22 protein-coding genes are annotated in these 22,635 nt (G+C 53.3%); 6 read left to right on the forward strand and 16 right to left on the reverse strand.

Annotation, left to right across the window (positions count from 1 at the left end; translation table 11 throughout):
• Positions 1-10: 10 nt before the first annotated feature.
• The 6 genes from AC58P5_RS12860 to AC58P5_RS12885 form a co-directional block, all read right to left on the reverse strand.
• Positions 11-229 carry a hypothetical protein gene (locus AC58P5_RS12860; RefSeq protein WP_497386990.1) on the reverse strand — a complete coding sequence of 73 codons (219 nt, stop codon included), beginning with the start codon at positions 227-229 and terminating at the stop codon, positions 11-13.
• Positions 230-473: 244 nt separating this feature from the next.
• Complete coding sequence (locus AC58P5_RS12865; RefSeq protein ID WP_497386992.1) at positions 474-1,622, reverse strand: M20 family metallopeptidase; 1,149 nt, start codon at positions 1,620-1,622, stop codon at positions 474-476.
• A 138-nt stretch (positions 1,623-1,760) separates the two neighbouring features.
• Complete coding sequence (locus AC58P5_RS12870; RefSeq protein WP_497386994.1) at positions 1,761-2,564, reverse strand: ABC transporter permease; 804 nt, start codon at positions 2,562-2,564, stop codon at positions 1,761-1,763.
• Positions 2,561-3,427 carry an ABC transporter permease gene (locus AC58P5_RS12875; RefSeq protein ID WP_497386996.1) on the reverse strand — a complete coding sequence of 289 codons (867 nt, stop codon included), beginning with the start codon at positions 3,425-3,427 and terminating at the stop codon, positions 2,561-2,563. Before AC58P5_RS12875 ends, AC58P5_RS12870 begins: the two co-directional genes overlap by 4 nt.
• Before the next feature lie 3 nt (positions 3,428-3,430).
• On the reverse strand, positions 3,431-4,525 hold the full coding sequence (locus AC58P5_RS12880) for an ABC transporter ATP-binding protein (protein WP_497386998.1): 1,095 nt from the start codon (positions 4,523-4,525) through the stop codon (positions 3,431-3,433).
• 22 nt (positions 4,526-4,547) lie between these two features.
• Complete coding sequence (locus AC58P5_RS12885) at positions 4,548-5,657, reverse strand: ABC transporter substrate-binding protein (protein ID WP_497387000.1); 1,110 nt, start codon at positions 5,655-5,657, stop codon at positions 4,548-4,550.
• Positions 5,658-5,918: 261 nt separating this feature from the next.
• Here AC58P5_RS12885 and AC58P5_RS12890 point away from each other — a divergent pair, with 261 nt between their 5' ends.
• Positions 5,919-6,671, forward strand: a complete 753-nt coding sequence (locus AC58P5_RS12890; protein WP_497387002.1) for an IclR family transcriptional regulator — start codon at positions 5,919-5,921, stop codon at positions 6,669-6,671.
• Between the two features lie 122 nt (positions 6,672-6,793).
• On the opposite strand, the gene AC58P5_RS12895 is transcribed toward AC58P5_RS12890, so the two are convergent.
• A complete protein-coding gene (locus AC58P5_RS12895) occupies positions 6,794-6,994 on the reverse strand; it encodes a copper ion binding protein (protein ID WP_497387004.1) in 201 nt (66 codons plus the stop codon).
• Between the two features lie 38 nt (positions 6,995-7,032).
• On the reverse strand, positions 7,033-7,428 hold the full coding sequence (locus tag AC58P5_RS12900) for a metal-sensitive transcriptional regulator (RefSeq protein WP_497387006.1): 396 nt from the start codon (positions 7,426-7,428) through the stop codon (positions 7,033-7,035).
• 278 nt (positions 7,429-7,706) lie between these two features.
• On the opposite strand from AC58P5_RS12900, the gene AC58P5_RS12905 reads away from it, so the two are divergent.
• Positions 7,707-8,804, forward strand: a complete 1,098-nt coding sequence (locus tag AC58P5_RS12905) for a cation diffusion facilitator family transporter (protein ID WP_497387008.1) — start codon at positions 7,707-7,709, stop codon at positions 8,802-8,804.
• A 310-nt stretch (positions 8,805-9,114) separates the two neighbouring features.
• Here the strand turns inward: AC58P5_RS12905 and AC58P5_RS12910 are convergent, their stop codons facing one another.
• On the reverse strand, positions 9,115-9,240 hold the full coding sequence (locus AC58P5_RS12910) for a DUF6254 family protein (protein WP_497387010.1): 126 nt from the start codon (positions 9,238-9,240) through the stop codon (positions 9,115-9,117).
• A gap of 295 nt (positions 9,241-9,535) precedes the next feature.
• Here AC58P5_RS12910 and AC58P5_RS12915 point away from each other — a divergent pair, with 295 nt between their 5' ends.
• Together AC58P5_RS12915 and AC58P5_RS12920 are read left to right on the forward strand one after the other, a co-directional pair.
• On the forward strand, positions 9,536-10,330 hold the full coding sequence (locus tag AC58P5_RS12915; protein ID WP_497387012.1) for a MerR family transcriptional regulator: 795 nt from the start codon (positions 9,536-9,538) through the stop codon (positions 10,328-10,330).
• Positions 10,331-10,416: 86 nt separating this feature from the next.
• Positions 10,417-11,457, forward strand: coding sequence for a UCP032817 domain-containing protein (locus tag AC58P5_RS12920; protein WP_497387014.1), 1,041 nt, complete (start codon positions 10,417-10,419; stop codon positions 11,455-11,457).
• Positions 11,458-11,813: 356 nt separating this feature from the next.
• Here AC58P5_RS12920 and AC58P5_RS12925 read toward each other — a convergent pair whose 3' ends face one another.
• Positions 11,814-12,308: a DUF6022 family protein gene (locus AC58P5_RS12925; protein WP_497387016.1), complete on the reverse strand. Its 495-nt coding sequence runs from the start codon at positions 12,306-12,308 to the stop codon at positions 11,814-11,816.
• 157 nt (positions 12,309-12,465) lie between these two features.
• Between AC58P5_RS12925 and AC58P5_RS12930 the strand changes: the two genes are divergently transcribed.
• Positions 12,466-13,215, forward strand: a complete 750-nt coding sequence (locus AC58P5_RS12930) for a MerR family DNA-binding transcriptional regulator (protein WP_497387018.1) — start codon at positions 12,466-12,468, stop codon at positions 13,213-13,215.
• Positions 13,216-13,474: 259 nt separating this feature from the next.
• Here the strand turns inward: AC58P5_RS12930 and AC58P5_RS12935 are convergent, their stop codons facing one another.
• The 6 genes from AC58P5_RS12935 to AC58P5_RS12960 all read right to left on the reverse strand — a co-directional run bounded on the left by AC58P5_RS12935 (position 13,475) and on the right by AC58P5_RS12960 (position 21,024).
• Positions 13,475-14,134, reverse strand: a complete 660-nt coding sequence (locus AC58P5_RS12935; protein WP_497387020.1) for an FMN-dependent NADH-azoreductase — start codon at positions 14,132-14,134, stop codon at positions 13,475-13,477.
• A 683-nt stretch (positions 14,135-14,817) separates the two neighbouring features.
• Positions 14,818-16,458 (reverse strand): SNF2-related protein, encoded by a 1,641-nt coding sequence (locus AC58P5_RS12940; RefSeq protein ID WP_497387021.1) that lies wholly within the window; start codon positions 16,456-16,458, stop codon positions 14,818-14,820.
• Positions 16,459-16,723: 265 nt separating this feature from the next.
• Positions 16,724-17,221 carry a DUF6022 family protein gene (locus AC58P5_RS12945; RefSeq protein ID WP_497387023.1) on the reverse strand — a complete coding sequence of 166 codons (498 nt, stop codon included), beginning with the start codon at positions 17,219-17,221 and terminating at the stop codon, positions 16,724-16,726.
• 684 nt (positions 17,222-17,905) lie between these two features.
• Positions 17,906-18,598, reverse strand: coding sequence for a lysoplasmalogenase family protein (locus AC58P5_RS12950; protein ID WP_497387025.1), 693 nt, complete (start codon positions 18,596-18,598; stop codon positions 17,906-17,908).
• 263 nt (positions 18,599-18,861) lie between these two features.
• Positions 18,862-20,205, reverse strand: a complete 1,344-nt coding sequence (locus tag AC58P5_RS12955; RefSeq protein WP_497387027.1) for an MATE family efflux transporter — start codon at positions 20,203-20,205, stop codon at positions 18,862-18,864.
• A gap of 3 nt (positions 20,206-20,208) precedes the next feature.
• The gene (locus AC58P5_RS12960) at positions 20,209-21,024 is read right to left on the reverse strand and encodes a DUF817 domain-containing protein (protein ID WP_497387029.1); all 816 of its coding nucleotides are present in this window, start codon (positions 21,022-21,024) and stop codon (positions 20,209-20,211) included.
• A 212-nt stretch (positions 21,025-21,236) separates the two neighbouring features.
• Between AC58P5_RS12960 and AC58P5_RS12965 the strand changes: the two genes are divergently transcribed.
• A complete protein-coding gene (locus AC58P5_RS12965) occupies positions 21,237-22,304 on the forward strand; it encodes a LacI family DNA-binding transcriptional regulator (RefSeq protein ID WP_497387031.1) in 1,068 nt (355 codons plus the stop codon).
• Positions 22,305-22,635 lie beyond the last annotated feature (331 nt).

Below are 22,635 nucleotides of genomic sequence, written 5' to 3' on the forward strand. Positions count from 1 at the left end.
TTCTATTTCCTTATCCGTGTCCTTCTTGTCCTTGTCTTCTTGTCCTTGTCTTCTTGTCCTTGTCTTCTTCTTCGTCCTCCTCTCCGTCTTCCTGTTCGTCTTCCGCTTCCTCCTCCCCCGGTTTCATACCTCCGTTCTTCTTCACGACTTTCTCTATGTAGTCCTTCCTAAGCCCCAGTTCTTCACAAATGACGCCGACATCCAGCATAAGTTTTCTCCCCGTCCCCATCTCTCCGCACAATCTCCTTCCCCAAATCATGAAATGAATTCCATTATTTAGGTTATCACTTCGATGCGACACCTGTTTGTCTCGAATGGATGTTTGCTTTTTTTTACTTTTGCCCAACAAAAATAAACCCGTCCGACAGAACAAAGTCTGTCGGACGGGTTGTATGCACACCCAAACCGTGCGGAACGGGCTCTCTTACTCCACAGCCTGCGGCCGCCTACCCCCTCACGCCCGCTTACCGTCTCTACCCCGCCGCGACCGTCTCGATCAGCCGCGCGAGCAGAGCCGTACGCGGCGCGATTTCGTCCAGCCGCACATACTCGTCCGGCGAGTGCGCGAAATCTCCCCGCGCGCCGAGGCCGTCCAGCGTCGGGACCCCGCACGCGGCGGTGAAGTTCCCGTCGCTGACGCCGCCGGTCGCCGTCTCGCCGAGCTCGAAGCCCAGCTCGTCCGCCGCGATTCTCCGCGCGATGCCGTACAGCCGCGCGATCGCGTCCGTCCGCTCCATCGGCGGGCGCATCATGCGGCCCTCGATACGGAGCCGGGCTCCCGGCAGGTGCGGGCGGAGGCCCGCGATCAGCGCGTGTACCCGCTCGGCCTCGGCCGACGTCTTCACGCGCACGTCAATCTCGGCTTCGGCGCGGTCCGCGACCACGTTCGTGCCGATGCCTCCGTGTACAATGCCGACGTTCACCGTCGTGCCGCTGCCGTAATCGGTGAGGCCGTGCAGATGCTGGATCTGGTGTGCCAGCTCCTCGATGGCCGAGACGCCCTTGGAAGGGTCCACGCCCGCATGGGCGGCAATCCCTTCCACGATGAGCTTGTAGCGGCCGCTTCCTTTGCGGCCGGTTTTGAGCGCACCCTCCGGCTCCATCGGAGGCTCCAGCACGAAGACCGCCTCGCAGCCCCGGGCGGTCTGCTCGATAAGCCCGCGCGAGCTGGGGCTGGAAATCTCTTCGTCGCTGTTGATCAGCAGCACGACGGTAACATCTTCCGCGGGACCGCGTCCCTTGTCACCGAGCAGCTTCAGCGCGAACATCGCCTGAAGCAGCCCCAGCTTCATGTCGTACACGCCGGGCCCCAAGGCTCTGCCCCCGCGGACGCTGTAGGGCCGCCGCGACGCTTCGCCTTCGGGCCATACGGTATCGTAATGGCCCAGCAGCAGAATGCGCCGGCTGCCGGCGCCCCACTCGCAGAGCAGCCGGTCGCCCGCAACCTCATGGGGAAGGCGCGTTACCGTTCCCCCGGTCAAACGCCGGAACTGGATCTCGTACCAGTCCGCCATCCGGTCGCAGAGCGCCTTGCTTCGTGAAGGCGAGTCCATATTTACGCTTTCTTCCAAGAGCCGGAGCAGCTCCGGCATGTATTTTTCCACAAGAGTTACGTCTGACATACGAAATAAACCTTTCTTTGCGCAAAATAAACGGGTACGTCCGTACGAACGCGCTGCGGAAGAAACGGACGGCATGCAACCCGCATGCCGCCCCTCTTTTTTATGGAGTGAATCCGGACTTGCCTGAATAAAGAAATCTTAATGAGAATGCGAATTCGTGCCGAAGAGCTTATCGAGCCCGTACACCCGCTCCAGAATGAAAATAAATACCAGACTAAGGAGGATGACGACGGACGAAACCGAAGCGACAAGCGGATTGAGGGTTTCCTGCATATAGCTGAAAATCGCCATCGGCAGAGTCGTCGTCTCCGGGGAGACCAGGAACAGCGAAACCGTCACGTTATCGAACGAAGTCAGGAACGAGAAGATCGTCCCGGACAAAATGGCCGGACGAAGCAGCGGCAGCGTGATGTCGCGAAAAACCTGAAACGGGCTGGCTCCCAGAATGTAAGCCGCACGCTCCAAGGTGTAATCATAAGCGCTCAGCCCCGTCATCGTCAGCCGGACCACATACGGGATCGAAATGAGCATGTGGGTGATCAGAAGTCCCGTGAAGGTTCCCGCCAGGCCGATCCGGGTGAAAAAGAGCAGCGCAGCCATCCCAATTATAATAGAAGGAACGGTGAGCGGAGACAGCAGCAGCGCGTTAACGAAGCCTCTCCCCGGGAACTTGTATTTGTGGATCGCCATGGCGGCCAGTGTGCCGATGATTGTAGACAAAACGGCCGACAGAGCCGCCAGCTCCAAACTGAAAATAAACGATTCGATAAATTCCGGCCGGTCCAAAATTTTCTCGTACCATTTCAGCGAGAAGCCTTCCGGCGGGAAGGACAAATAGTTGGCCGACGTAAGCGAAGTCGGAATAATGACCAGCAGCGGTGAAATGACGAAAAGCAGCACGATAAACGTAACGATGCCAAGCCACGGGATGCGTCTGATCACGAGAACACCTCCCGGTAGCGCTTCGTTTCCACGATTTTCGTAAATACCGTCACGAGCGTATAGGTGGAAGCCAGCATCAGAAAGGCGAGCGCCGAACCGAGCGGCCAGTCGAGCGTGGCCATAATTTTCTCGTACGTAATGACCGGCATGACTTTAACCGAGCTTCCGCCCATCAGGGCAGGGGTGACGAAAGCGCTCATGGACAAGCTGAACACCAATGTCGTCCCGGCAAAAATACCCGGCAGGCTGAGCGGCAGCGTGATGGAGAAAAACGATCTGGCCTTCGAGGCACCCAAAATTCCCGCCGCTTTGTACAGGGACTGGTCGACGGCATACAAGCTCGTCGCCAGCGCAAGCACCATGTACACGATAAAGGAATCCGTGAGTCCGATCACCACGCCAAGCTCGTTGTACAGAAGCTTAAGCGGCTTGTCGATCAGGCCGAGCTTAATCAGAGAGCTGTTGACCCAGCCTTTGTCGCCCAGAATGACGACCCAGCCGAAGTTGCGGATGACCACGGAGATCAGATGCGGTGAAATGATCAGAAACGTGACGAGTCCGCGCATTTTGCCCGATGCCTTGGACATGAAGAGCGCAACCGGGTAACCGAGAATGAGCGTCAGCAGGACGGTATACAAGCTGAGCTTGATCGTCCGCCACAAGATGCCCGCATAATACGGGTCCTGTACGAAAAGCAGGTAATTGTGCAGCGAGAACTGCTGCTCGGCGTCCTGCAAACTCTGGAGCAGGATGTAGATCATCGGGATGAGAAACGCGCCGAGCAGAACGATCAGACTGGGGGCCAGAAGAAACAGCCCCGTCCAGGACGACAGGCGGCGGAAGCGGGAGGATTTCGCCTGCATGGCCTACTGCTCCTTCCGCGGGAATACGAAGACGTCCTTCGGATTCCACGTCAGTCCCACCTGCTGGCCCGCGGTGTAGTCCGCCAGTCCGTCCTGCATCTGCATCCTAACGGTAACCAGTGCGGAGCCGACCTCCACCTCGCATTCCACGAAGGAACCGAGGAAGGCGAGCTGCCGGATCGTCCCCGCGGCCCGTACGGTATCCGCAAGCGCGCCGGACTCCGTCAGACGGATTTTCTCCGGACGCACGTAGGCGACCACGGATTCCCCTGTCGTAAACGTGCGTCCGTCCGCGGACGCCTCCAGCACGAATCCGGCGTCGGTCTCCACGGCCATCCCGCCGTTTGCCGATCCCCGGACCGCGCCGGGCAGGCGGTTGGATTTGCCGATGAAAGTGTGCACGAACTCGGAGGCGGGACGGTTGTAAATGTCCCAAGGCGTGCCGATTTGTTCGACCTTGCCGTGATCCAGCACGACGATCCGGTCAGACAAATACAGGGCTTCCTCCTGGTCGTGCGTCACGAAAATCGTCGTGACGCCCGTCTCTTTGTGCAGACGCTTCAGCTCGTCGCGAAGCTCTTCACGCAGCTTCGCGTCCAGGTTGCTGAGCGGCTCGTCGAGGAGAAGCAGGGACGGCTCGATCACCAGTGCCCGGGCGATCGCGATCCGCTGGCGCTGCCCGCCGGAAAGCTGCTTCGGATAGCGGTCGGCCACATGGGGCAGCTTGACGAGCTCCAGCACCTTCCGCACCTTGTCTTTGATTTCCGCCTTCGGCATTTTGCGCAGCTTGAGCCCGTAGGCTACATTCTCGGCAACCGTCATATGCGGGAACAGCGAATAAGTTTGAAACACCATGCCCAGGTCCCGCTTATTCGAAGGAACACCGTTCATACGCTTGCCTTTGATCGAAATTTCACCGCCGTCCGGGTCCAGGAACCCGGCGATCATGTTCAGCGTCGTCGTCTTGCCGCACCCCGAAGGGCCGAGAAAGGAGATGCACTCCCCCTTCTCGATCTGCAGGTCAAAGTTATCGACGACCACGTTGGAACCGAACGTTTTGCGGACGGCTTTAAGTTCGACATCTATCCTCTTTTCCAACTGAATCACCTGTTTTCCGAATCTATTTGCCTACCGAAGGTGCGATTTCCTTGTTGAAGCGGTCGATCCATCCGGCGGTGCTGCCGCCTACGGTCTCGTAATCGAATTTCACGATTTTGGAGCGGTCGAATTCGATTTTTTTGGATATATCTTCCGGAAGCTTTACGGATGTAGCCGGGTTATAATACAGCTTTGAAGCGTACAAGGTCTGAACTTCGTCCGTTAAAAGGAAGTCGATGAAAAGCTTCGCAGCGTTCGGGTGCTTCGCGTTTTTGGTCATCGTGGCCACGTTCGGAACCAGGTTAGCCCCTTCCTTCGGCACGATGAACTTCAGCTCGATCCCCTGGTCCTTCTGTACAATGCTTCGGGCCATCGTCCAGGACGTGTACGCCGCCGATTTGTTCTGCAGGTTCTGCTGGAGCTGCGCGGCGCTTTTCGCAAAGGTCGGCATGTATCCTGCAATCGTTTTCAGTTTTTCGAAGCCGGGGTCCATATTTTTCTCCGACCCGCCGTTCGCATAAGCCAGCATGATCAGAGCCGAACGGCCGAAGTTGCTGGAAATCTCGGTTAAGGTGAGGTTGCCTTTCATTTCGGGGCGGGCCAGATCGTTCCAGGACTCGGGAATCGGAAGATTTTTTTCTTTCACAATCGCTTCGTTATAGGAGATGCCCATTGGCGTAAAGTTGACGGCGACCCCGCTGTCTTCGGCCACTTTCAGATCGGCGATCACGTTTTTCATGTTCGGGATATCGGCTTCTTTCAGCGGTTCGAAAAGCCCCTCTTTGCGTCCGATTTCCTGCTCGCCGCCTTCAATGATGGCCACGTCCGTCTGCGGATCGTTTTTAACCGCTTTCGCTTTGGCAACGATTTCGGTCGACACGCCGGATACGTATGTCAGTTTGATGTCGGGATATTTCGCTTTGAAACGCTTGAAAATTTCGTCTTTCATCAGCTCTTCTACGGTAGCTCCGTTACCCGCGACAACAAGTTCTTTCTCCGGCTGCAGCGCTGAAGTCGATGCGCCCGGCGAAGCGGCGGCTTCTTTTGCCGGCTCTTTTGAAGATCCGCATCCTGCAAGAAGTGATCCGCACAGAGCGGCAACTGAAACCAAGACCCCGATTTTCTTTTTCATGGATGGACATCCCTTCTATTTGGTTTTCTCTAGTCGTTCACTATATGTGAACATTGTTTCCTATAAGGAAATCTTAAAGTGATTCTATCACGCTCTTTCCGGCCTAGCAATACGTATGTCAGGTTTAAAAAAGATTATTTTTCCGGAGCGGAACCCGTCCGAAGCACCTCTAGGAAACCCAAAACAAGTATGCTACAATAGCAATAATTTGCTTGCATGTCGGGATATTCCGACGATATGACCGCCTGGGGGAGTCTGTTCATGGAGCACCATTTGTCTTCCGTTAAAAACAGCAGCCGCCTGCTCAAAGAGTTTCTGGACGGTCCGAAGGAGCTCGGGGTCACCGAACTGAGCCGCCGGCTTCAGTTGTCTAAAGGCGCCGTTCATAAGCTGCTAGCTACGCTCGAAAGCGACGGGTTTATTTCGCAAAATCCGAGTACGAAACAGTACTCGCTCGGTTTTACTCTACTCGAACTCGGCACAAAAGTGCTTCGTGATCATAATCTCGTCGACTTCGCCAAACCTTACCTGCAGCAGCTTGCCGAGAAAACGAAAGAGCTGGCCTGCCTGTGCGTCGTCGACGGGAAAGACGCCATATATGTGGATAAAATCGATTCCCAGCATCCGATCCGCTTTAATGTAGACGCATTCCGCCGCTTTCCGCTGTATGCCACCTCCGCGTCTCGCGTGATGCTGGCTTTCCGCCCGGAGGCGTTTATCGACAGCGTGCTTGCGGACGGAATCCGCACGTATACGCCGCATTCCATGCAGTCGCCGGACGAAATCAAAGAACGGCTTGCGGCTATCCGCAGCCGCGGCTACGAGATTTCGACGAATCTGCGCAATGTCGGCGTGACGGGGATGGCCGCTGCCATCCGGGATGCGACGGGCGAGATTGTCGCGTCCGTCAGCCTCATCGGGCCGTCGGACCGGGTCGTTCCGCAGCAGGATTCTTTCCTGCAGCAAGTTCTCCTGACGACGCGCAACATTTCGTTCGGTCTGGGCTACCGGTAGAACAAAAAACACCCGGAATGTAACATTCCGGGTGTTTTTGTTCTACTTTAGCCCGCGGCTAGGCTCTGCCGCCTTGCGAGACAGCAGCGGCGATTCTTGGGCAGGCTTGGCGCTTAGCCGGCTTATACGACGTCGTAGCCCTGCTCTTTGATCGCTTCTTTGATCTGCTCGGGCTTTACGGCTCCCGCCTCGTATTCCACTTCGACACGGCCCTCGGCCAGATGTACCTGAGCTTTCGCTCCCAGCTCTCCGACCGCTTTTTCAACCGAATTTACACAATGCTGGCAGGACATGCCCTCCACTTTCAACGTCAGTTTTTCCATTTTCCTTACCCCTTTCTTCCGGTTCCGGTTTGGTTGGTTTATTTCATAAGCTTGTTGACGGTAACGAGCAGCTCGTCGATCACATCCGTATCGCCTTCCTGAATCCGTTCGATCACACAGCTTTTCATATGACCTTCCAGCAGCAGCTTGCCCACGCTGTTCAAGGCCGACTGCACGGCGGCAATCTGGTTGAGCACATCGTCGCAGTACGTGTCTTTCTCGATCATGCCTTTAACGCCTCGGATCTGACCTTCAATCCGGTTCAATCTGGAAATCAGATTGTTCTTCACCTTGTCGCTATGATGGCTTCTTCTTTCCGTATCTTCGTCGCGCGTATGTGTATGACAGGAAGTCCCGGCATCCGCCGAAGCAAGCGGAGCGTTCTCCGTTTCGCCCACGGTGCTGCCGTTATCCTTTTCGGAATGGAGTACCATCTTGTTCAACCTCCCTTATAAACAGCATAACATACCCCATGGGGGTATTTCAATATTGTTTTTATTCGAATTTAGTCTTCGAAAAATTTGGGCTTGTTAAAATTTTCTGGATTGGGTAATATAAAAATAACATATGAATACTTGATCATATGTTAAATATTAAAAGCAATCGTTCTTGATTGTTTATTTTCTTCTTATTCAAGAAAAGAGCGTCGCGAGAGCAGGATAGACTATATTCAGATCTTATCGAACATCCGTAACAAAGGAGGAATAGGTACATGAACGATTCAAAAAAACGGAAAACAGCCGGTGCCGCAAGGTTGGAACAGCCGCACGATCACGGGCATTCTCCCGAACCGGGTCAAGGCCGCCGTTATGACCTCAATCAAAGTAACGGACACTTTCATTCGAACGATCATACACACGCACATTCACACGAGCATTTAGAGGAGCATTCTCACGATCATTCGCATGATCACGAGCATGGCGGTATCGGGCATCATCACGGCCCCAGCAGCAAAAAAGGGCTGTTTATCGCTTTCCTCATCACAGCCGGCATTATGGTGCTGGAATTCGCCGGCGGTCTGCTGACGAACAGTCTGGCCCTGCTGTCGGATTCGGGGCATATGCTGAGCGATGCCGCGTCCCTGCTGCTCAGTCTGGTCGCCATGTGGTTCGCGGCCCGTCCCGCCTCTCCCAAAAGAACGTACGGCTTCTACCGCGTGGAGATTTTAACGGCCATGCTGAACGGCGTCACCCTCGTCGTCCTCTCTATCCTGATCATCCGGGAGGCCGTTGAGCGCTTCGCCCACCCGCCTGCAATCGCGAGCGGCACGATGACGCTCATCGCCGTCGTCGGCCTAGTCGCCAACCTCGTCAGCGCCTGGTTTTTGACCCGGATGGGCGGTGCCAAAGACAATCTCAACGTCAGAAGCGCCTATCTGCACGTGCTCGGGGATGCGCTCGGGTCCGTCGGAGCTATCGCCGCCGGTCTTCTGATGCAGGCTTTCCAGTGGTATCAGGCGGACCCGATTATCTCGATTCTGGTCTCGCTCCTTATTCTGCGCAGTGCCTGGGGCGTGCTGAAATCCGCAACGCACATTCTGCTCGAAGGCGTTCCGTCGCGCCTAGACGCAGATGATGTCCGCAATACCCTGCTGCGTATTCCCGGCGTCCGCGACGTCCATGATCTTCACATTTGGACGATCACGTCCGGCATGGATTCTTTCAGCTGTCACCTGCTCATCGACGATGAGGCCGACAACCAGGCGGTTCTCCAGCAGGCCGTTACCTGTATGGAGAACGAGTATAAGATCCGGCATGCCACGATTCAGGTAGAGACCCGGCATCTAAAGCATGCGGAGTTCAGTATATGAGGCAGAACGGGCCGCACCCTGCCCGTCTAGAACAAGTCGTGGTCCCGGCCATTCCGATTATTCGCTGCTCGCGAAGAAGGAACTGAGCAGACCGGCCATGCCGATGCCTTTCCAGCATGCTGACATCCCTGTTTGAGCATACGCAGATTCAGCGCAGCCTTGCGAAAATACCGTCATTCCGGCGGCCCGTTTGCTGCTTGACGATCTGGACAAAAAGCCCGCGGCATAGAGCGCGGGCTTTTCGCTTTTGCCGCCTGGAAGCCGGATTGCCCGGGAAATGCCCTGTAAGCCCGGGCGCCCCCCTCTACCTCTACTCCTCTATTCCCTGATGAGTTTCGGCGGCAATTTCTTTCAGCGAGCGGATTTTACCGTGAGGATTCTGTCTCTGCTTGCGGCTTTTGGCCAAGCTTTCCTTCCGGCTGTTCGATTGGGTCATGAAACGACACTCCTTTTCGTGAAGGGGTACGGTTCGTCGACGAGTCGATTCTCCGCTCTGCCCCCCTAGTTTTCGCCCGGGGAAGGCCCCTCTATTCGGCCGCTTAACTTTTTCATCCTTTTCCGGGTCCGCCACTTACAAACTTCGGTTTCCGGTTAAGAGTACCCGTTTTTCTTTCTTCGTTTTTTTATCTCCGGTCCCTGGTCCTTTATAAAAAACAACTTGAAGCCCGAACTGGAACGATTTAGGATAGAAGGAAAAGGAAAGAACCGTCAGGAAAGGAAATCCGGATGACATGTATGCCGTTGGCGAACTTGCGCGTAAAGCGAATATCACGGTGCGCACGCTGCACCATTACGATCAAATCGGGCTGTTGAAGCCCTCTGGCTCCACGGAAGGCGGCCATCGGCTGTACTCCGACGAGGACGTCATGCGACTGGAACAGATTGCGATTCTCAAAAAAATGGGACTCGGGTTAAAAGCCGTCCAAGAAATGCTCGACAGCTATGGCACCGATTGGCTCTCCTGCCTGGAGGATCAGCTTCAAATGGTCCGGCGCGAGAAAGAAAAGCTCGAAGAACTGGAAAGCATGCTCCGCGTTACGATCCATTCCGTGCAAATGGAAGGCACGCTGAACTGGAACACGATGTTTCAAATGATCCGGCTCAGTCAAAAAGACCCCGCGGCCAAGCAGCGCTTCATTCGCGAACATTTCACCGCCGAAGAGCGGAAGCGGCTCAACAAGCTGCCTAATCTTAACAAGGACGACCCCCTTACACTTCGGTGGACGGAAGAGGTCTCGCGGGCAAGGTCCGCCATGCACGAAGACCCGGCTTCTCCGGCCGCACAGGAAGTGGCCGCTCGGATCACCGCGCTGGCCATGGAAGCTTTTGACGGCGATGAGACCCTGATGAACAAGCTGTGGGAGCTGCACGGCGCGGAAGATAACCCTATGCTCCTGTACCCGTTCGAACCCGAATTGCTGGAGTTTCTAAACAGGGCGTTCGAGTATTACGACCACACTCGGACGGTGCACGAAGCGGCAGCCGCTCCGGAAATCTCCGGTGGAGCAGAAATACGCCGGAAGTAAGGAACGTGCGAACGATCCAAACCACGAACAAAGCAAATAACCGAGCAACGAACTAACAGGTATCGCCCTGATATTGGAGGTTTCGCATGGCTTTTTTAAAATGGTTTTTTACTAGTATGAAATCACAACCTGTGCAAAAGCAGCCAAAAGCTCCGCCCGTTCAATTGTTTTCCTCTTTCGCACCACATGGGCTGGGTATTCTGGAGAACGACAGCCTCAAACCGGTAGAAGCCCGCTTCGATGAGGTTTTCGGGAAACACGCCCCGTATTGGGACCATGTAAAAGCACGCGTGCTGAAGGAGCACCCGCACATTTCGGAAACCGAGTATTCTTGGTTCTTACTGGAGTTCAAGCGCTTCCTCGCGCTCAATATTTATTTGAACAACGTGGGTATGTACAGCGCGTCCGTGGATGCCATCTGGCACGAAGCCTTGATGTTCACCCGCCATTATCAGGAATTTTGCAGAGATCTTCTGGGAGAAATGATTCACCATTCGCCACATGTCGGCGATGCGCCGCAGCCGGGCGAGCACGAGAGAGCCCTGTTCGAGCTGGTCTACTCCCTTGTGTTCCGTTTCTATCCGGAAAATGAGCAGCTGCTCGGAAAATTCGGACAGCGCAGGCTTCACCCCGAATTCGTCGCGTATGCCCGCGATTTTGACTGGAACCGCATCCGGCGGAATTATTTCAAGCCGAACACGATTGCCGTCTATGAAGAAGCCGTCCAGGATCTCGTGCTTCACATTTTTAACGGCATCCAGAATGCCCCGCCGGCCGCTGCAGCCGGAACTTCCCGCAGGATGTCTTCGGGCGGAAGGACGCCGGCCTCTTCGTTTAACGCCAGCGACGCCTCCGGCGCAGGATACGGCGCCCTTAGCGCGCTGCTTTTTTACTCCATCCTGAACGGGGACGACGACCGAGAGGGAAGCGGCGGGAACGGGTCCGGCGGTTCGGACTGCGGCGGCTCGTCAGACAACAGTTCGTCCGGTAGCGGTTCTTCTTGCAGCAGTTCGTCCTGCAGCGGCTCGTCCGATAGCGGCTCATCCTGCAGTAGTTCCTCTTGCAGCAGCTCTTCTTCCTGCAGCTCTTCTTCTTGCAGCAGTTCGTCCTGCAGCAGCAGCTCCTGACTCGGGCGGACGGGCGGGATTTTTGCGGGTAACGTTTGTGATGAAAAGGTAAACTCACCTTTTAGAATTTAGTCCAGTTCTGAGAAGCCTCTACCTTTATGATTTGGAATTTTTGATGTTAACTTTTGATGGTCTATCAGTGAGATACTTCTCGGGCTCTTACAAGGGGTAATACCAGCTTAGCTGTCACCAAGGGCAAAGCATATGGAATAAACGTAAGAACCCTCCGGGTATGGAGAGTTCTTTTTGAGTAATACATGTACAAATGCATTCTGTTCGTTGATCTATCGTTTCCCGTTAGCTTAACAAATCCATCCTTCCGAGACATACATCTCTACATCTCTATTCTAATGAACTCATCCGGATTCTTTAATTCGCCGGATTCCTTGCACTATCCGCTCCTTGAGACTCTCCCGAAGCGAGTGAATGACCGGTGCCGAAGGGATGTCGAATTTCAGATGGGAGTGGGGAATTTCCGTGAGTATGGTGCCGATCGGGTTGCCTTGCTTGTCATGGATTACGTTCCAAAATATTCTCGATCGGTTGTCTTCCGTACCCCATTTTTCAAGGGAGTTTCGGAAAATCAAGCACTTGGCGATAACGAAATCATTCTCTTCGAGCTTCTCCATAGCGCTGAAACCGGCATCTTCCAGCTGTTCGAATATGAACGGCATAAGCTGATCCAAATAAAGACCATAGGCCGCATCTTCGATTTCAACAAAAGCAGCCGTCAATTGTTCATGCATGGATTCGTACATGGACCTCCACTCGGACTCGATATAACTGTTGGCCACCTCACTTATTTCTTCGATCACCATGTCTTGCCGGAAAATCGGAAATCCTTTTTTCACAAGCAAACGCCTCCTTCTCTTCATTTCAATTCCATTGTACAACTTGGAAGCAAATTCGAAGGTAAAGCAAAAAAAGAGAAGGAATATCACCTGTTTTTATAGAAAACCTTATAAGTATGTTTAATCTTGATCTATTGTAATGAGGAGAGAGTTGACGATGCGCCCCAAAAAAATGGCGTCGAAATTCATGATTAGCGCCAGTACTATAAGGAATTACGAGGCTAAAGGCCTAATACCTCCAGCTGAACGATCATCAAATGGCTACCGTATTTATACGGACCAGCACGCAGCCTATCTGTCGTGTATCCAAGCCATGACCCCGGCATTCGGAATGGAAGTGACGGCCGAGGTGCTTCGTTGTCTCCATCAGGATAAACCGCAAGATGCAATGTGGATCATCAGGGAAAAGGAAGTCGCTTTGTACGAGGAAAAAGAGAAATTAGAGAGGTTAATCCAGGATATTCGGAAGTACGCTAACGAAAATAAATCTCCGTATGCCGAGGAGCCGTTCACCATCAACGAAGCATCCAAACTGACGCAGGTTCCCAAATCGGCGATCCGCTACTGGGAGCAAGCAGGATATGTAACGGCGGATCGGGATCCTGACAACCGATATCGTCGATACAGTGGATCTCATTTGCTAAAAATCAGGTTGATTCAAGTGCTACAAAGCTCCGTGTATTCAGAAGATACCGTGAATTTTAAGCAATCCATCGCCGCGGCCGAACATACGGATCTGCAGGGGGTCGTGAATGTGGCTGAGAATGTCAGGACTTATCTAGATAAGATCATCGAATCCCAGATGTGTGGGATATCCTATTTACACCAATTAATTCAGTTTACAAAAGCCTCGATCTTCGACGGAGCTAGGATCATTCAAACAAGCCCGAATGGACCCGACGATTAGATCATAGAGGGATTGAAACTGTTCAACTAACCCGGAGCACAATATTCTTTATCCGTCTGAAACGAACGACCGGGGATTCCTCCCCGGTCAAAGAGATCGTACTCATCGAGAAGTTGCTTTAAATGAAGCGTGTGGGCATGTGTTGCTTGCTTACTTGGAAACGTGATAAGGAATGTTCACCTGTTCCGCAACCCATAAAGCCAGCCAACTTCGTCCCTTTTCAGTCCAACGGGCATGTGTGCTTCATACAATCCTCTAATCACTCAATAGTCCCCTCTACATTAACCGCCCTTGTAAAGGAAGCAGCCGCAGTATTAGCTTCTTGGAAAGCCTTAGCTAATACTTCATCCCTTCTTAAGAAATAATTCCCTTGTGCACGAATGATTTGATAGTCGACTCCCATAAAGTTGAACATCGCTTTTAAAAATTTGTGAGAATACTCGACTTCCGCGTACCAATCATGGTTCGTATAAATCCCGTCGCTCGCTTGAATGACAAGCACACTCCTGCCGTCGCTTAGCAGACCGACCGATCCCTTGTCCGTATAGGCAAAAGTCTCTTTAGCGATCAGAATGTTATCCATGTAATCTTTTAGCTTAGATGGAACGTTAAAGTTATGAAGCGGCATGGCGATGACATATTTTTTCGCACTTTTAAATTGCTGTAGAAGTTCCGACATTCGAGAGTCGAGCGTCTGTTCATCTTCAGTCAAGCGCTCGTCTCTCCTCTTTTTTTCCTGCAGGCTTAGAAAGGTACGGTCAATGCAAGGAATGTGTTCCCGATATAAATCGATTTGTTCGATGGGTGCTTTCGGATTCATTTTTTTATACGTCTCCAGAAAATGATGAAGCACTTGCAGACTGACGGATGAATCGGTATCCACTTTTGGGTGTGCGTTAATAACGAGCAGTTTTTCCAACTTCGATCTCTCCCTTATCCTATTTTCTGATACGCATATACAGACAAATGGCGGATCTATTTTGTGACATGGCAGCTTTAGACTCCAAACCAAAAAACCGACCTAAATGTAAGTCGGTTGTTCCTCTTTTTCATAAGCAGCAATTACCATCTATCCAATGTGACATGTTTCAGCTTATCCGGATTCGTGATGATGAATAATCGAGCAGGCCGCAAACTGCTGTCGAACTGGAAAGACAAAACCCCAAAGAGTTCGCCATCCCTTTTCAACAAAAGGCCCGGCTGCCGATCCGTGTAGGCAGCCTAGTCATAGTTGGAGATTGAACTATCGTTCTCCGTTAGCGTAATCATCGAGTATCATGAATGGTTGTATCCTGGCACCTCAGGATCTTTGAACTCAAAGAACACCATCCCGTTTTTACCCCAGATAACGACATCTCAGCATTCACGGCTATAACACTGCCCGAAACAATGATGAGGGCGAGACAATAATTTTTCGGAGAAGCTTCATAATCGCACCAATTTCCAGGATATAAGTGAAGCCGGTTCATGAACTACAATGTCAAGCTGAAAGAAGGAGGCTTTTGTTTGGTTACAATTATATTCGATGGCGTTCCATGACCGCCTGAATAACGAAGATTATTTTTCCTCTCACCAGAATAATTCGGAATGAATACTATTCGTTTATAGGACTTGATTGACAAGCGCTTGGGTCCTGTTTAGCTTCAGAATTGGTTTAGTGTCCGGTAACTTGTGAGGGTCGATTATTTCGTCCGATTGGGCTTGCTTCACGCCTAATACGTCTAGCATGACCGGATCGGAACCTTCCTCCGCATTTAAGTATACTACAGTGATTTTCTCCTCTTGGCCTTCCCGGTTTAAACGACCAATGATTTGCTCATGCACCTTAGGCGACCAATCCAACTCTCCGAACAATATGGTCGAGCAGCGATACTGCAAACCGTCCAACCCTGCGCCGCTACGCAACGATAATATGAATACATTTGTCTCTCCTCGGACAAACCGCCTTACGGATTCGATCTTCTGCATATCTGACTCACTGCCCGTATACATAGCTGGGCGATAATCTGCCAATTCCTTAAGCCAAATCTCATAAACATCGCGATGCCAGCCGACTAGAAGCAGGGGGATGCCTGCTTCCAACAACTGTTTCGCATATTGCGCAACACCCGCAGCCTTAGCCACACCAGTTGCCTGTCTCATCAAAAGGTCCAGCTCACGAGCTGCTCGACCACGTTCCAGGTATGTCCCTTGGGAAGCTTTTAAGGCAAGTTGTTTCGCTTGTGCTTTCACCGATTTTAACTTTGAAAGATCGGGCTCGACCACCTCGACGATTTGGTTGATGGGGGGCAACTGGTGGCCAACTTCGCTTTTCGTTCGCCGGAGCATAACATTCTGCTCGCGAAGGAAACTGCCTAGCACAACCGGGTCACGAACTTCCCGGTCGTTGCGGCACCATTCCCGAACAAACTCTGAATAGGTTCCCAATAGGTCGGGGTCGAGGAAATGCAAGACATTCCAAATCTCAGTACCGTAGTTGTAAATCGGTGTTGCCGAAAGACCCAACCGGAATTCTGCCGCATCGGACAAAATTTTCGCGGCCTCACCCTTATTACTTGTGAGACCGGTTCGAAGTTCTTGAATTTCGTCATAAATGACGCATTGGAAATAGCCGTCTGCAAAGAAGTTCTTCCAACCGGAAAGCTGGCTATACTTAAACAAATAAACGTCTGCAACGGGCAATGAATACGGTCGTGTTCTTTCAACTTTATGAACAATAAGCTCCGTGAAGGATTCAATCTTCTCTTTCCATTGGTGTTGGAGATGAGTCTGAACGACAACGGCAGCGGGATGTGTGTCCGGTTCCAACAGCATGCCAGCCGCTGTGTACGTCTTTCCGAGACCAACATCATCACCGAGAAGCAGAGAACGGCGTTCTAAGCACAGATCGATAGCCTGTGATTGATAGTGGCGAATCTTTTGTCCAGGTTTAAGTCCCGGGCGCATGATGGGATCATAATCAGGAGTGAGTATCTGTTCCAAATACGCTTTCGTCTCAAAGAACTTATCGTGGCCACGCAATAGCCTAGCTCTGTCTTCAGAAGTTATCTCCATCGGAAATCGCTGAATAAACCAGGCTAGATCCGCGCATATATTCGATCTGTTCGAAAACAAAAATGTGCCCACTTGTTTCATTGCAACGCGTGGAAACAGCTGCTTCAGGCGAATCGCAACATGCGGGTGAACTTCGCTTAACTTCCACCTGCCGCTCACTAGCTCCAGTTTTCCATACATCGTTCCCATTCAACCCCACCTTCCAACCGATCATTTTATGCCGGCACTGCGTTTATCAATAGTCCCCTCGATCTTTCGTCCTGACAGCCCGGCATGCACTTTTGTCTTTCAACTACGGGAATAGGATCAGACGTCCGATTTGGTTGCCCCCCCGTTCCGTAAACCAAAAATCCCCATTCTTTCCGGATATAATAGCATGGCCCCGTCACCGATTCGCACGCCCGGCATGATCGTTACGTTCCTGCCAATCCACACACAAGCCAACTCTCCTTCACTATTTTTCTTGTCCCTTGATATGTCGGATGCCTTGCACGATCTGTTCCCTCTCACTCTTTCTCAACGAATAGAGTACAGGTGCCGTAGGAATCTCAAACTTCAGATGCGAATGAGGAATTTCCGTCAATAAAGTTCCAATAGGTTGTTGGCTTTTTTTACTACGTACAACATTCCAAAATATCCTGGATCTATTTTCCTCGGTTCCCCATTTTTCAAGCGAATTTCGGAATAGTAAACATTTGCCGACAACGAAATCATGTTCCTCGAGGGGTTCCGTTGCTTCGAAGCCGGCGTCCTCAAGGCCATCAAATAGTGCAGGCATCAACTGGTCCAAATACAGCCCATAGGCAGCATCCTCGATCTCACGAAAAGCGACCGTTAGTTGATCGTGCATCGAATCGTACAAGGGCTTCCATGCCGATTCGATATACCGATTGCCTACCTGGTCAATCTCCTCGATTGTCATATCGTAACGGAATATTGGTTTAAAGGTCATTCTTATTCCTCCTTGATTTGATTTATCTTCATCATATAACATATAAGCCAATTGGAAGGTTTTTCGGAAATGTCCAAATAAAATCAACATAAAAACCGGGAAAACGTTACAATAGTTTTAATGTTCTTCTATTCATTAGAAAAGGCAGTTAAAAGCAGACCCTGGTCGCGCTGGGGTGGATTGCGTGCAGAAGCTCCAAATTGCGAACTATTCGCCATTTGGAGCTTCCGGATGATTTATTTCGAGACACTCCCCCATAGAGTGTTGAAAAAGTACCCGCAACGCGTTTCAACCGAGAATCAACATACTTTACTTCATCAGATGAAACTACATTTTCTTCTAGTATTGAATGCTTAGTAATTTGATTTCTTTTATATTCCAGCCTATTCTGATAGTTAGTTTTTCTTCTTGTTCAGACGCATATCTATTGTCTACTACAATATTAACAATTGTATTAACGTCACGATGTTCAACAGCATTCAATTATCCTTTTAGTAGGATGCTTATAGGAAAAAAGCAACTCTATGCCTAACAAAAAAAGGAACAATGCTTTCTAAATAGGCATTGTTCCTGTATATCAGTAACTATTGAAATTAAATAATGTGAAAGCTGTACAACATAGTGAGCCGGGGTGACTTCTCCTCTTTTTCATCCGATTTGATCAAATTCTATATGGAAATGGTATCACAGGGTAAATGCGTAAACGATGCACATCTGGGCCGCCACGTAGGTCAGCCAGACCCAGTATCCCTGATGCCGGAGCGACCGGCCGCCAATGGCTGCGGCTCCGATGATCGTGTCCGAAACGACGAAGAGCAGCCCGCCGACAGCCGCCAGCCAGAGCGCTCCGCCAAGGGACCAGGCCATTGCGAACGCTGCCGACGCCATGGCCCCGATCCACAATCCGTAGACGAGCGAGCCGGTGTTGAACAGGCGCGGAGCGTCGGGATTGCGGATCAGGAGCAGCCAGGCGGCGATCAGCACCAGGCCGTAGAACACGGCAACGACGGCCAGGCCCGCGCTCGTCAGGTCAAGGCCCTCACGGTGCAAAGCGGCCGCGAATGCCGCGATGTAGAAGACGTGCGCCACGGCAAACGTCAGCATCCCTCCGATCATCGGATGCCTCCAGGGGATAATTCCGGCCATGGACAAGTCACCGATGAACGACCAGGCCATTCCCCAGAAAATCCACTCTTTGGAGGAAGAGGCCGGATCGTCCCGCCACAAGGCGAATGCCGCTGCCGTAAGCGTCAGACTGATCAGCATCCGCACCCACAAAGGAAGCCGGACTTCCGTGCTTTTACGCCGGGCGTCCGAAATACCAAGTCCGGTACCGGCGGCAAACAAGATCACTTGAACGGCCCAAAGCCATGCCATTATCCTCCCCCCCTTTTCCCGTGCGGCGCGTGCACACTATGCCGTTACCTATTCTTACCCCGCGGGTCCCGCGAGCAATCCGGCGCTTTTTACTCCCGTGCATAAATTACGCGCTTCACCTTCCGGGTTCTATGGAAACCGGCTAAGTCCGCACGTTTATACACCTTATGCGCGTTCCTAGTTTCTTATCGTGCATTTTCATTTCATTTGTCCCTTGCTCAACCTATGCCATAGAAAAAGACGACCGGAACCCGGCCGTCCTTTCAGCGGCCTTCGGCCTCTTTAATCCGCACCGCGGCCCAGTCCGTCCGGTAAAACCGGTACATGACGGCAAGGCCGAACGCGGCAATAAACGAATACAGCGAAATCCAGGCGCCCGCCGAACCGAATCCCCACGCAAAGGTGAGCAAATACGCGAGCGGCACGAAGAAGACCCAACTGAGCACAAGCGACGTTCCCAGCAGAAAGGTCGTATCTCCGATTCCCCGTAACCCGCCCGCGTAGAAATTCAGGAGACCGTCAAACAGCTGCAAAAACGCGGAAATCCGGATAAGGTCGGCGGCAAGCACGTAAACCTCCGGGTCCTGGGAATACAGCCTCGCGATCGGAACCGCGAAAACGAATTCCACCGCACCCAGCACAAGCAGGCAGATGCTGCCTAGCACCGCCGTGTCCGTGCCGTACCGGCGGGCCAGATCCGGCCGGTGCTTGCCGATCTCGCGTCCGACGAGAATCGTCGCCGTGGATGCGAAGGCGAAAGCCGGCATGAAGCCGAGTGCCATCACGTTCAGGGCGATCTCGTTGGCGGCCAGCGCCTCCGTCCCTAAGCGGGTCACGAACATCGTGAAGACGAACATCGCCAGACTCATCGCAAATTCCTGCATACCGAGCTTCCCGCTTTCGCCGGCGATCAGGCGTGCCTCCCTGCGGTCAAGCTTGACCCGGGTGCGGGTCCGGTATTTGTCATGCAGCCGGAAAAACACGATGTACACAGAGCCGATACTGCAGATGGCTTCTCCGATAAGAACGGCAAGCCCTGCGCCCGGCAGTCCCAGCTCGGGAAATCCGAGATGACCGTACGTCAGACCGTAGGTGAACACGATCATCGCCGCGTTTCCCAGAATCGTTAGTGCCATTGGAGAGCGGGTATCCCCGATTCCCCTCAGGAACCCGAAAAGGACAAAATTCAGCACGGAAAACGCCATCGCATAAAACCGGAGCTCCAGATATTCCTTTCCCGCTGCGACCAGTTCCTCCGAGCTTCCCATCAGCCGCAGAATCCCTTCGCTCCCGAACCACCCCGCCGCCAGAATGACGACAATGAGGGCCAGGCAAAGATAAAGCGCGATGTACGTGCGCTCCACACCTTTCTTCATATCCCCCGCCCCGAAATTTTGAGCGACCAGATAATTGACCGTGTGGCCGATCCCCGAGCAGGCCGCCCAGGCGTTGTACATAATAATGTTGCAGATTCCTACGGCAGCGATGACGAGAGCGCCCATCGGGCCCACCATCATCAAATTGATCGTACCGGTCAGCGTCGCCGCCGCGAACGACACGATCGACGGAACCGCAAGCCGCAGAATCATTCCCCAATTTGTAAACATAAGCTATTCCTCGGGCACCGCAGCCGGTACCATCCTCCCGTCAGGCTTCTGTTCCGCTTGTTTGACCCGTTTAAGCTGCGCGACAATCAGGAAACTTACGATGACCAGCAGGAACCACGAGCTCATTTTGCCGAAAGAGACGAGCTGCCAGCTTTCCCTCTGGTTCGGATACTGCCACGCCCCCAGGAAGGTTGCGATATTTTCCGCCAGCCAAATAAAAAATCCGATAAGAAAAAAGGAAAGGACGAGCGGCATCCGGTACGTTTTCTTGCCGACGGTATACAGGACCGCAGTCCGGAAAAACAGCACGAACAGAAGCACGGTCAGCACCCAGCGCAAATCCCAGATATAATGGTGGGTCATAAAATTCAGATAGATCGCCGCTCCGAGCGGGATCGCAAACCAAGGCGAAGGCCAGCGGGTCAGCTTCACATGCAATCTCCGCCAGGCCTGGCACAAATAACTCGCCACGCTCGCATACATAAACCCGCTGTAAAGCGGTACGCCCCATACTTTCGTCCAGGCTTCTTCCGGATACGACCAGGAGCCCATATTCACCTTATAAATCTCCAGTGCCAGCCCGATCAAATGGAACAGGCAGATCACTTTCACCTCATCCCGGGTTTCAAGCCCCATTCGGACCATCGCCCACTGGATCAGCAGACAAATGATCAGCATGAGGTCATACATATGGGGGACGTTAGCCGTTTTCAGGACAGCCAAACTGATAAAAATAAGAACGGGAAACAGGCACGAAAGAGCTTCAAGCCAGCCGAAAAGCAGCAGCTGCCGAATCCCGTGACGCACGGATCGAATCATGGGAACCCCCCCTTCAACATTTATAGGTTCCAAGCGCCCTTGCCCGGAATCCATTCCTCTGCTAGTTTAGCACAAGTTTTCCATACGGGGAGAAAAGAAAACCGGAAAAAATCCCGCATTTATTTAAGCCGCGGGTATTGACAGAACCTTTTTTTGAAGGAAAAATGAGGGTGCAGAGCTGTCAGACCGAACCCACTCAAAGGCGGTGCACGATGAGTAAACACGTCTCCATGCAAAACATTGCCGACCGGCTTGGCATTTCAAAATACACCGTTTCACAAGCGCTTTCAGGAAAAGACGGGGTCAGCGACGAAACGCGGCTGAAAATCATGGAAACCGCCCGGACCATGGGCTACCGGAAAAAAATAAACAAAAGCCCGGCCGCGGCCGAACTTTTCCAGGAATGGGATGACAGAAGAAGAGAGATGACCTCTTCCTCCGCCGACCCTTATATGCTGGTATGGATACATAGCGCCAAGCAGCAGGACCCGTTCTTCTGGCCGAAGGTCATCGACGGCCTCGCTCAGACGTGCCTCGACCTCCAGGCGGACTATATGCTAATATCCGTCCCGCCCCACCGGGAAAACGAGCTGACCATGCCCGGGTTTCTGGATCCTTCACGGTGCATGGGGCACATTCTGCTCGGCACCTTCTCGACGCGGGCGGTTATCTCCCTGCAGCAGACCGGACTGCCGCTCGTGCTTGTGGACCACGAGGAGCCGCTCGTTAACGTGGACTGCGTCGTCAACAGCAATGTCGACGCCGCAGTGGCCGCGGCCAAGCAGCTTCTGCGGGAAGGCTGCGAATCGCTCGTTTTCGTGGGGAGCGACTCCTTCTCCGTCAGCTTCAGGGAACGCGGGCTGGGCTGCCGGATGGCCGCCGAGGAAGCCGCCGAATCCGGCCGTCCCGTCTGCCTGAGCAAATGGAACGTGCCTTACTTGAGTCCGACGTGGCCCCACGATCTGGCGGTCCGCGTGGGCGCCGTCTCCACGAGCGAGCTGCCGGACGGCTTTATTTGCGCGAACGACCACATCGCGCTGCGGCTGATGGCTCTGCTCAAGCAGAGGGGCTTCGATATCCCCGGCCAGTGCCGTGTGATCGGGTTTGACAATATCGAAGCGGCCGCCGCTTCGTCGCCCCCGCTCAGCACGGTCGAGCTGAGCAAGGAGCTTCTCGGCATCCGGGCGGTAGAGACGCTCCTGTACCGCAAGCGCCATCCCGGCCGCGCTCACGAGAAGATCGTCCTCGCGCCGGAATTTATCGCGCGGGCTTCGGGCTAGCGCAGATGCAGGTGGCGGGGGCTGGCGGCGGATGTCAGCCCTGCGGAGCCCTGGCTTCTCACGGAACGCGGCGCAATCGCCCGCGGACCGTTTCGCGCGGCCTCGCGCTCGTGCTGCACCGGCTCTGCGTCCCCTTGCGCGCCGTTCGGGCCGAGGCCCCGGCGAGGCAAGGCTTCGCATCAGCGCCTTTGCGCTGTGAGCAGGAGCACGGCTGCGGCGCAGGACCGCGCTTGAGCCTTGCGGCGCGGGACGCCCCCGCGAGCCTCATGGCATCGCACGGAGGTGTGGCCCATACGCCCGCGCGGCCCTTGCGCGGGCGTCGGGCTGCGCC

The organism is Paenibacillus sp. JT31N7 (assembly GCF_059692095.1).

Bases quoted from the DNA above. Each gene is read 5' to 3' on its own strand.
- AC58P5_RS12945 (WP_497387023.1), bottom strand. From the start codon at position 17,221: ATGACCTTTAAACCAATATTCCGTTACGATATGACAATCGAGGAGATT.
- AC58P5_RS12940 (WP_497387021.1), bottom strand. From the start codon at position 16,458: ATGGGAACGATGTATGGAAAACTGGAGCTAGTGAGCGGCAGGTGGAAG.
- AC58P5_RS12900 (WP_497387006.1), bottom strand. From the start codon at position 7,428: ATGGTACTCCATTCCGAAAAGGATAACGGCAGCACCGTGGGCGAAACG.
- AC58P5_RS12950 (WP_497387025.1), bottom strand. From the start codon at position 18,598: ATGGCATGGCTTTGGGCCGTTCAAGTGATCTTGTTTGCCGCCGGTACC.
- AC58P5_RS12875 (WP_497386996.1), bottom strand. From the start codon at position 3,427: ATGCAGGCGAAATCCTCCCGCTTCCGCCGCCTGTCGTCCTGGACGGGG.
- AC58P5_RS12920 (WP_497387014.1), top strand. From the start codon at position 10,417: ATGGCTTTTTTAAAATGGTTTTTTACTAGTATGAAATCACAACCTGTG.
- AC58P5_RS12895 (WP_497387004.1), bottom strand. From the start codon at position 6,994: ATGGAAAAACTGACGTTGAAAGTGGAGGGCATGTCCTGCCAGCATTGT.
- AC58P5_RS12890 (WP_497387002.1), top strand. From the start codon at position 5,919: ATGGAGCACCATTTGTCTTCCGTTAAAAACAGCAGCCGCCTGCTCAAA.
- AC58P5_RS12910 (WP_497387010.1), bottom strand. From the start codon at position 9,240: ATGACCCAATCGAACAGCCGGAAGGAAAGCTTGGCCAAAAGCCGCAAG.
- AC58P5_RS12905 (WP_497387008.1), top strand. From the start codon at position 7,707: ATGAACGATTCAAAAAAACGGAAAACAGCCGGTGCCGCAAGGTTGGAA.
- AC58P5_RS12860 (WP_497386990.1), bottom strand. From the start codon at position 229: ATGGGGACGGGGAGAAAACTTATGCTGGATGTCGGCGTCATTTGTGAA.
- AC58P5_RS12885 (WP_497387000.1), bottom strand. From the start codon at position 5,657: ATGAAAAAGAAAATCGGGGTCTTGGTTTCAGTTGCCGCTCTGTGCGGA.
- AC58P5_RS12930 (WP_497387018.1), top strand. From the start codon at position 12,466: ATGCGCCCCAAAAAAATGGCGTCGAAATTCATGATTAGCGCCAGTACT.
- AC58P5_RS12915 (WP_497387012.1), top strand. From the start codon at position 9,536: ATGTATGCCGTTGGCGAACTTGCGCGTAAAGCGAATATCACGGTGCGC.
- AC58P5_RS12955 (WP_497387027.1), bottom strand. From the start codon at position 20,205: ATGTTTACAAATTGGGGAATGATTCTGCGGCTTGCGGTTCCGTCGATC.
- AC58P5_RS12960 (WP_497387029.1), bottom strand. From the start codon at position 21,024: ATGATTCGATCCGTGCGTCACGGGATTCGGCAGCTGCTGCTTTTCGGC.
- AC58P5_RS12965 (WP_497387031.1), top strand. From the start codon at position 21,237: ATGAGTAAACACGTCTCCATGCAAAACATTGCCGACCGGCTTGGCATT.
- AC58P5_RS12865 (WP_497386992.1), bottom strand. From the start codon at position 1,622: ATGTCAGACGTAACTCTTGTGGAAAAATACATGCCGGAGCTGCTCCGG.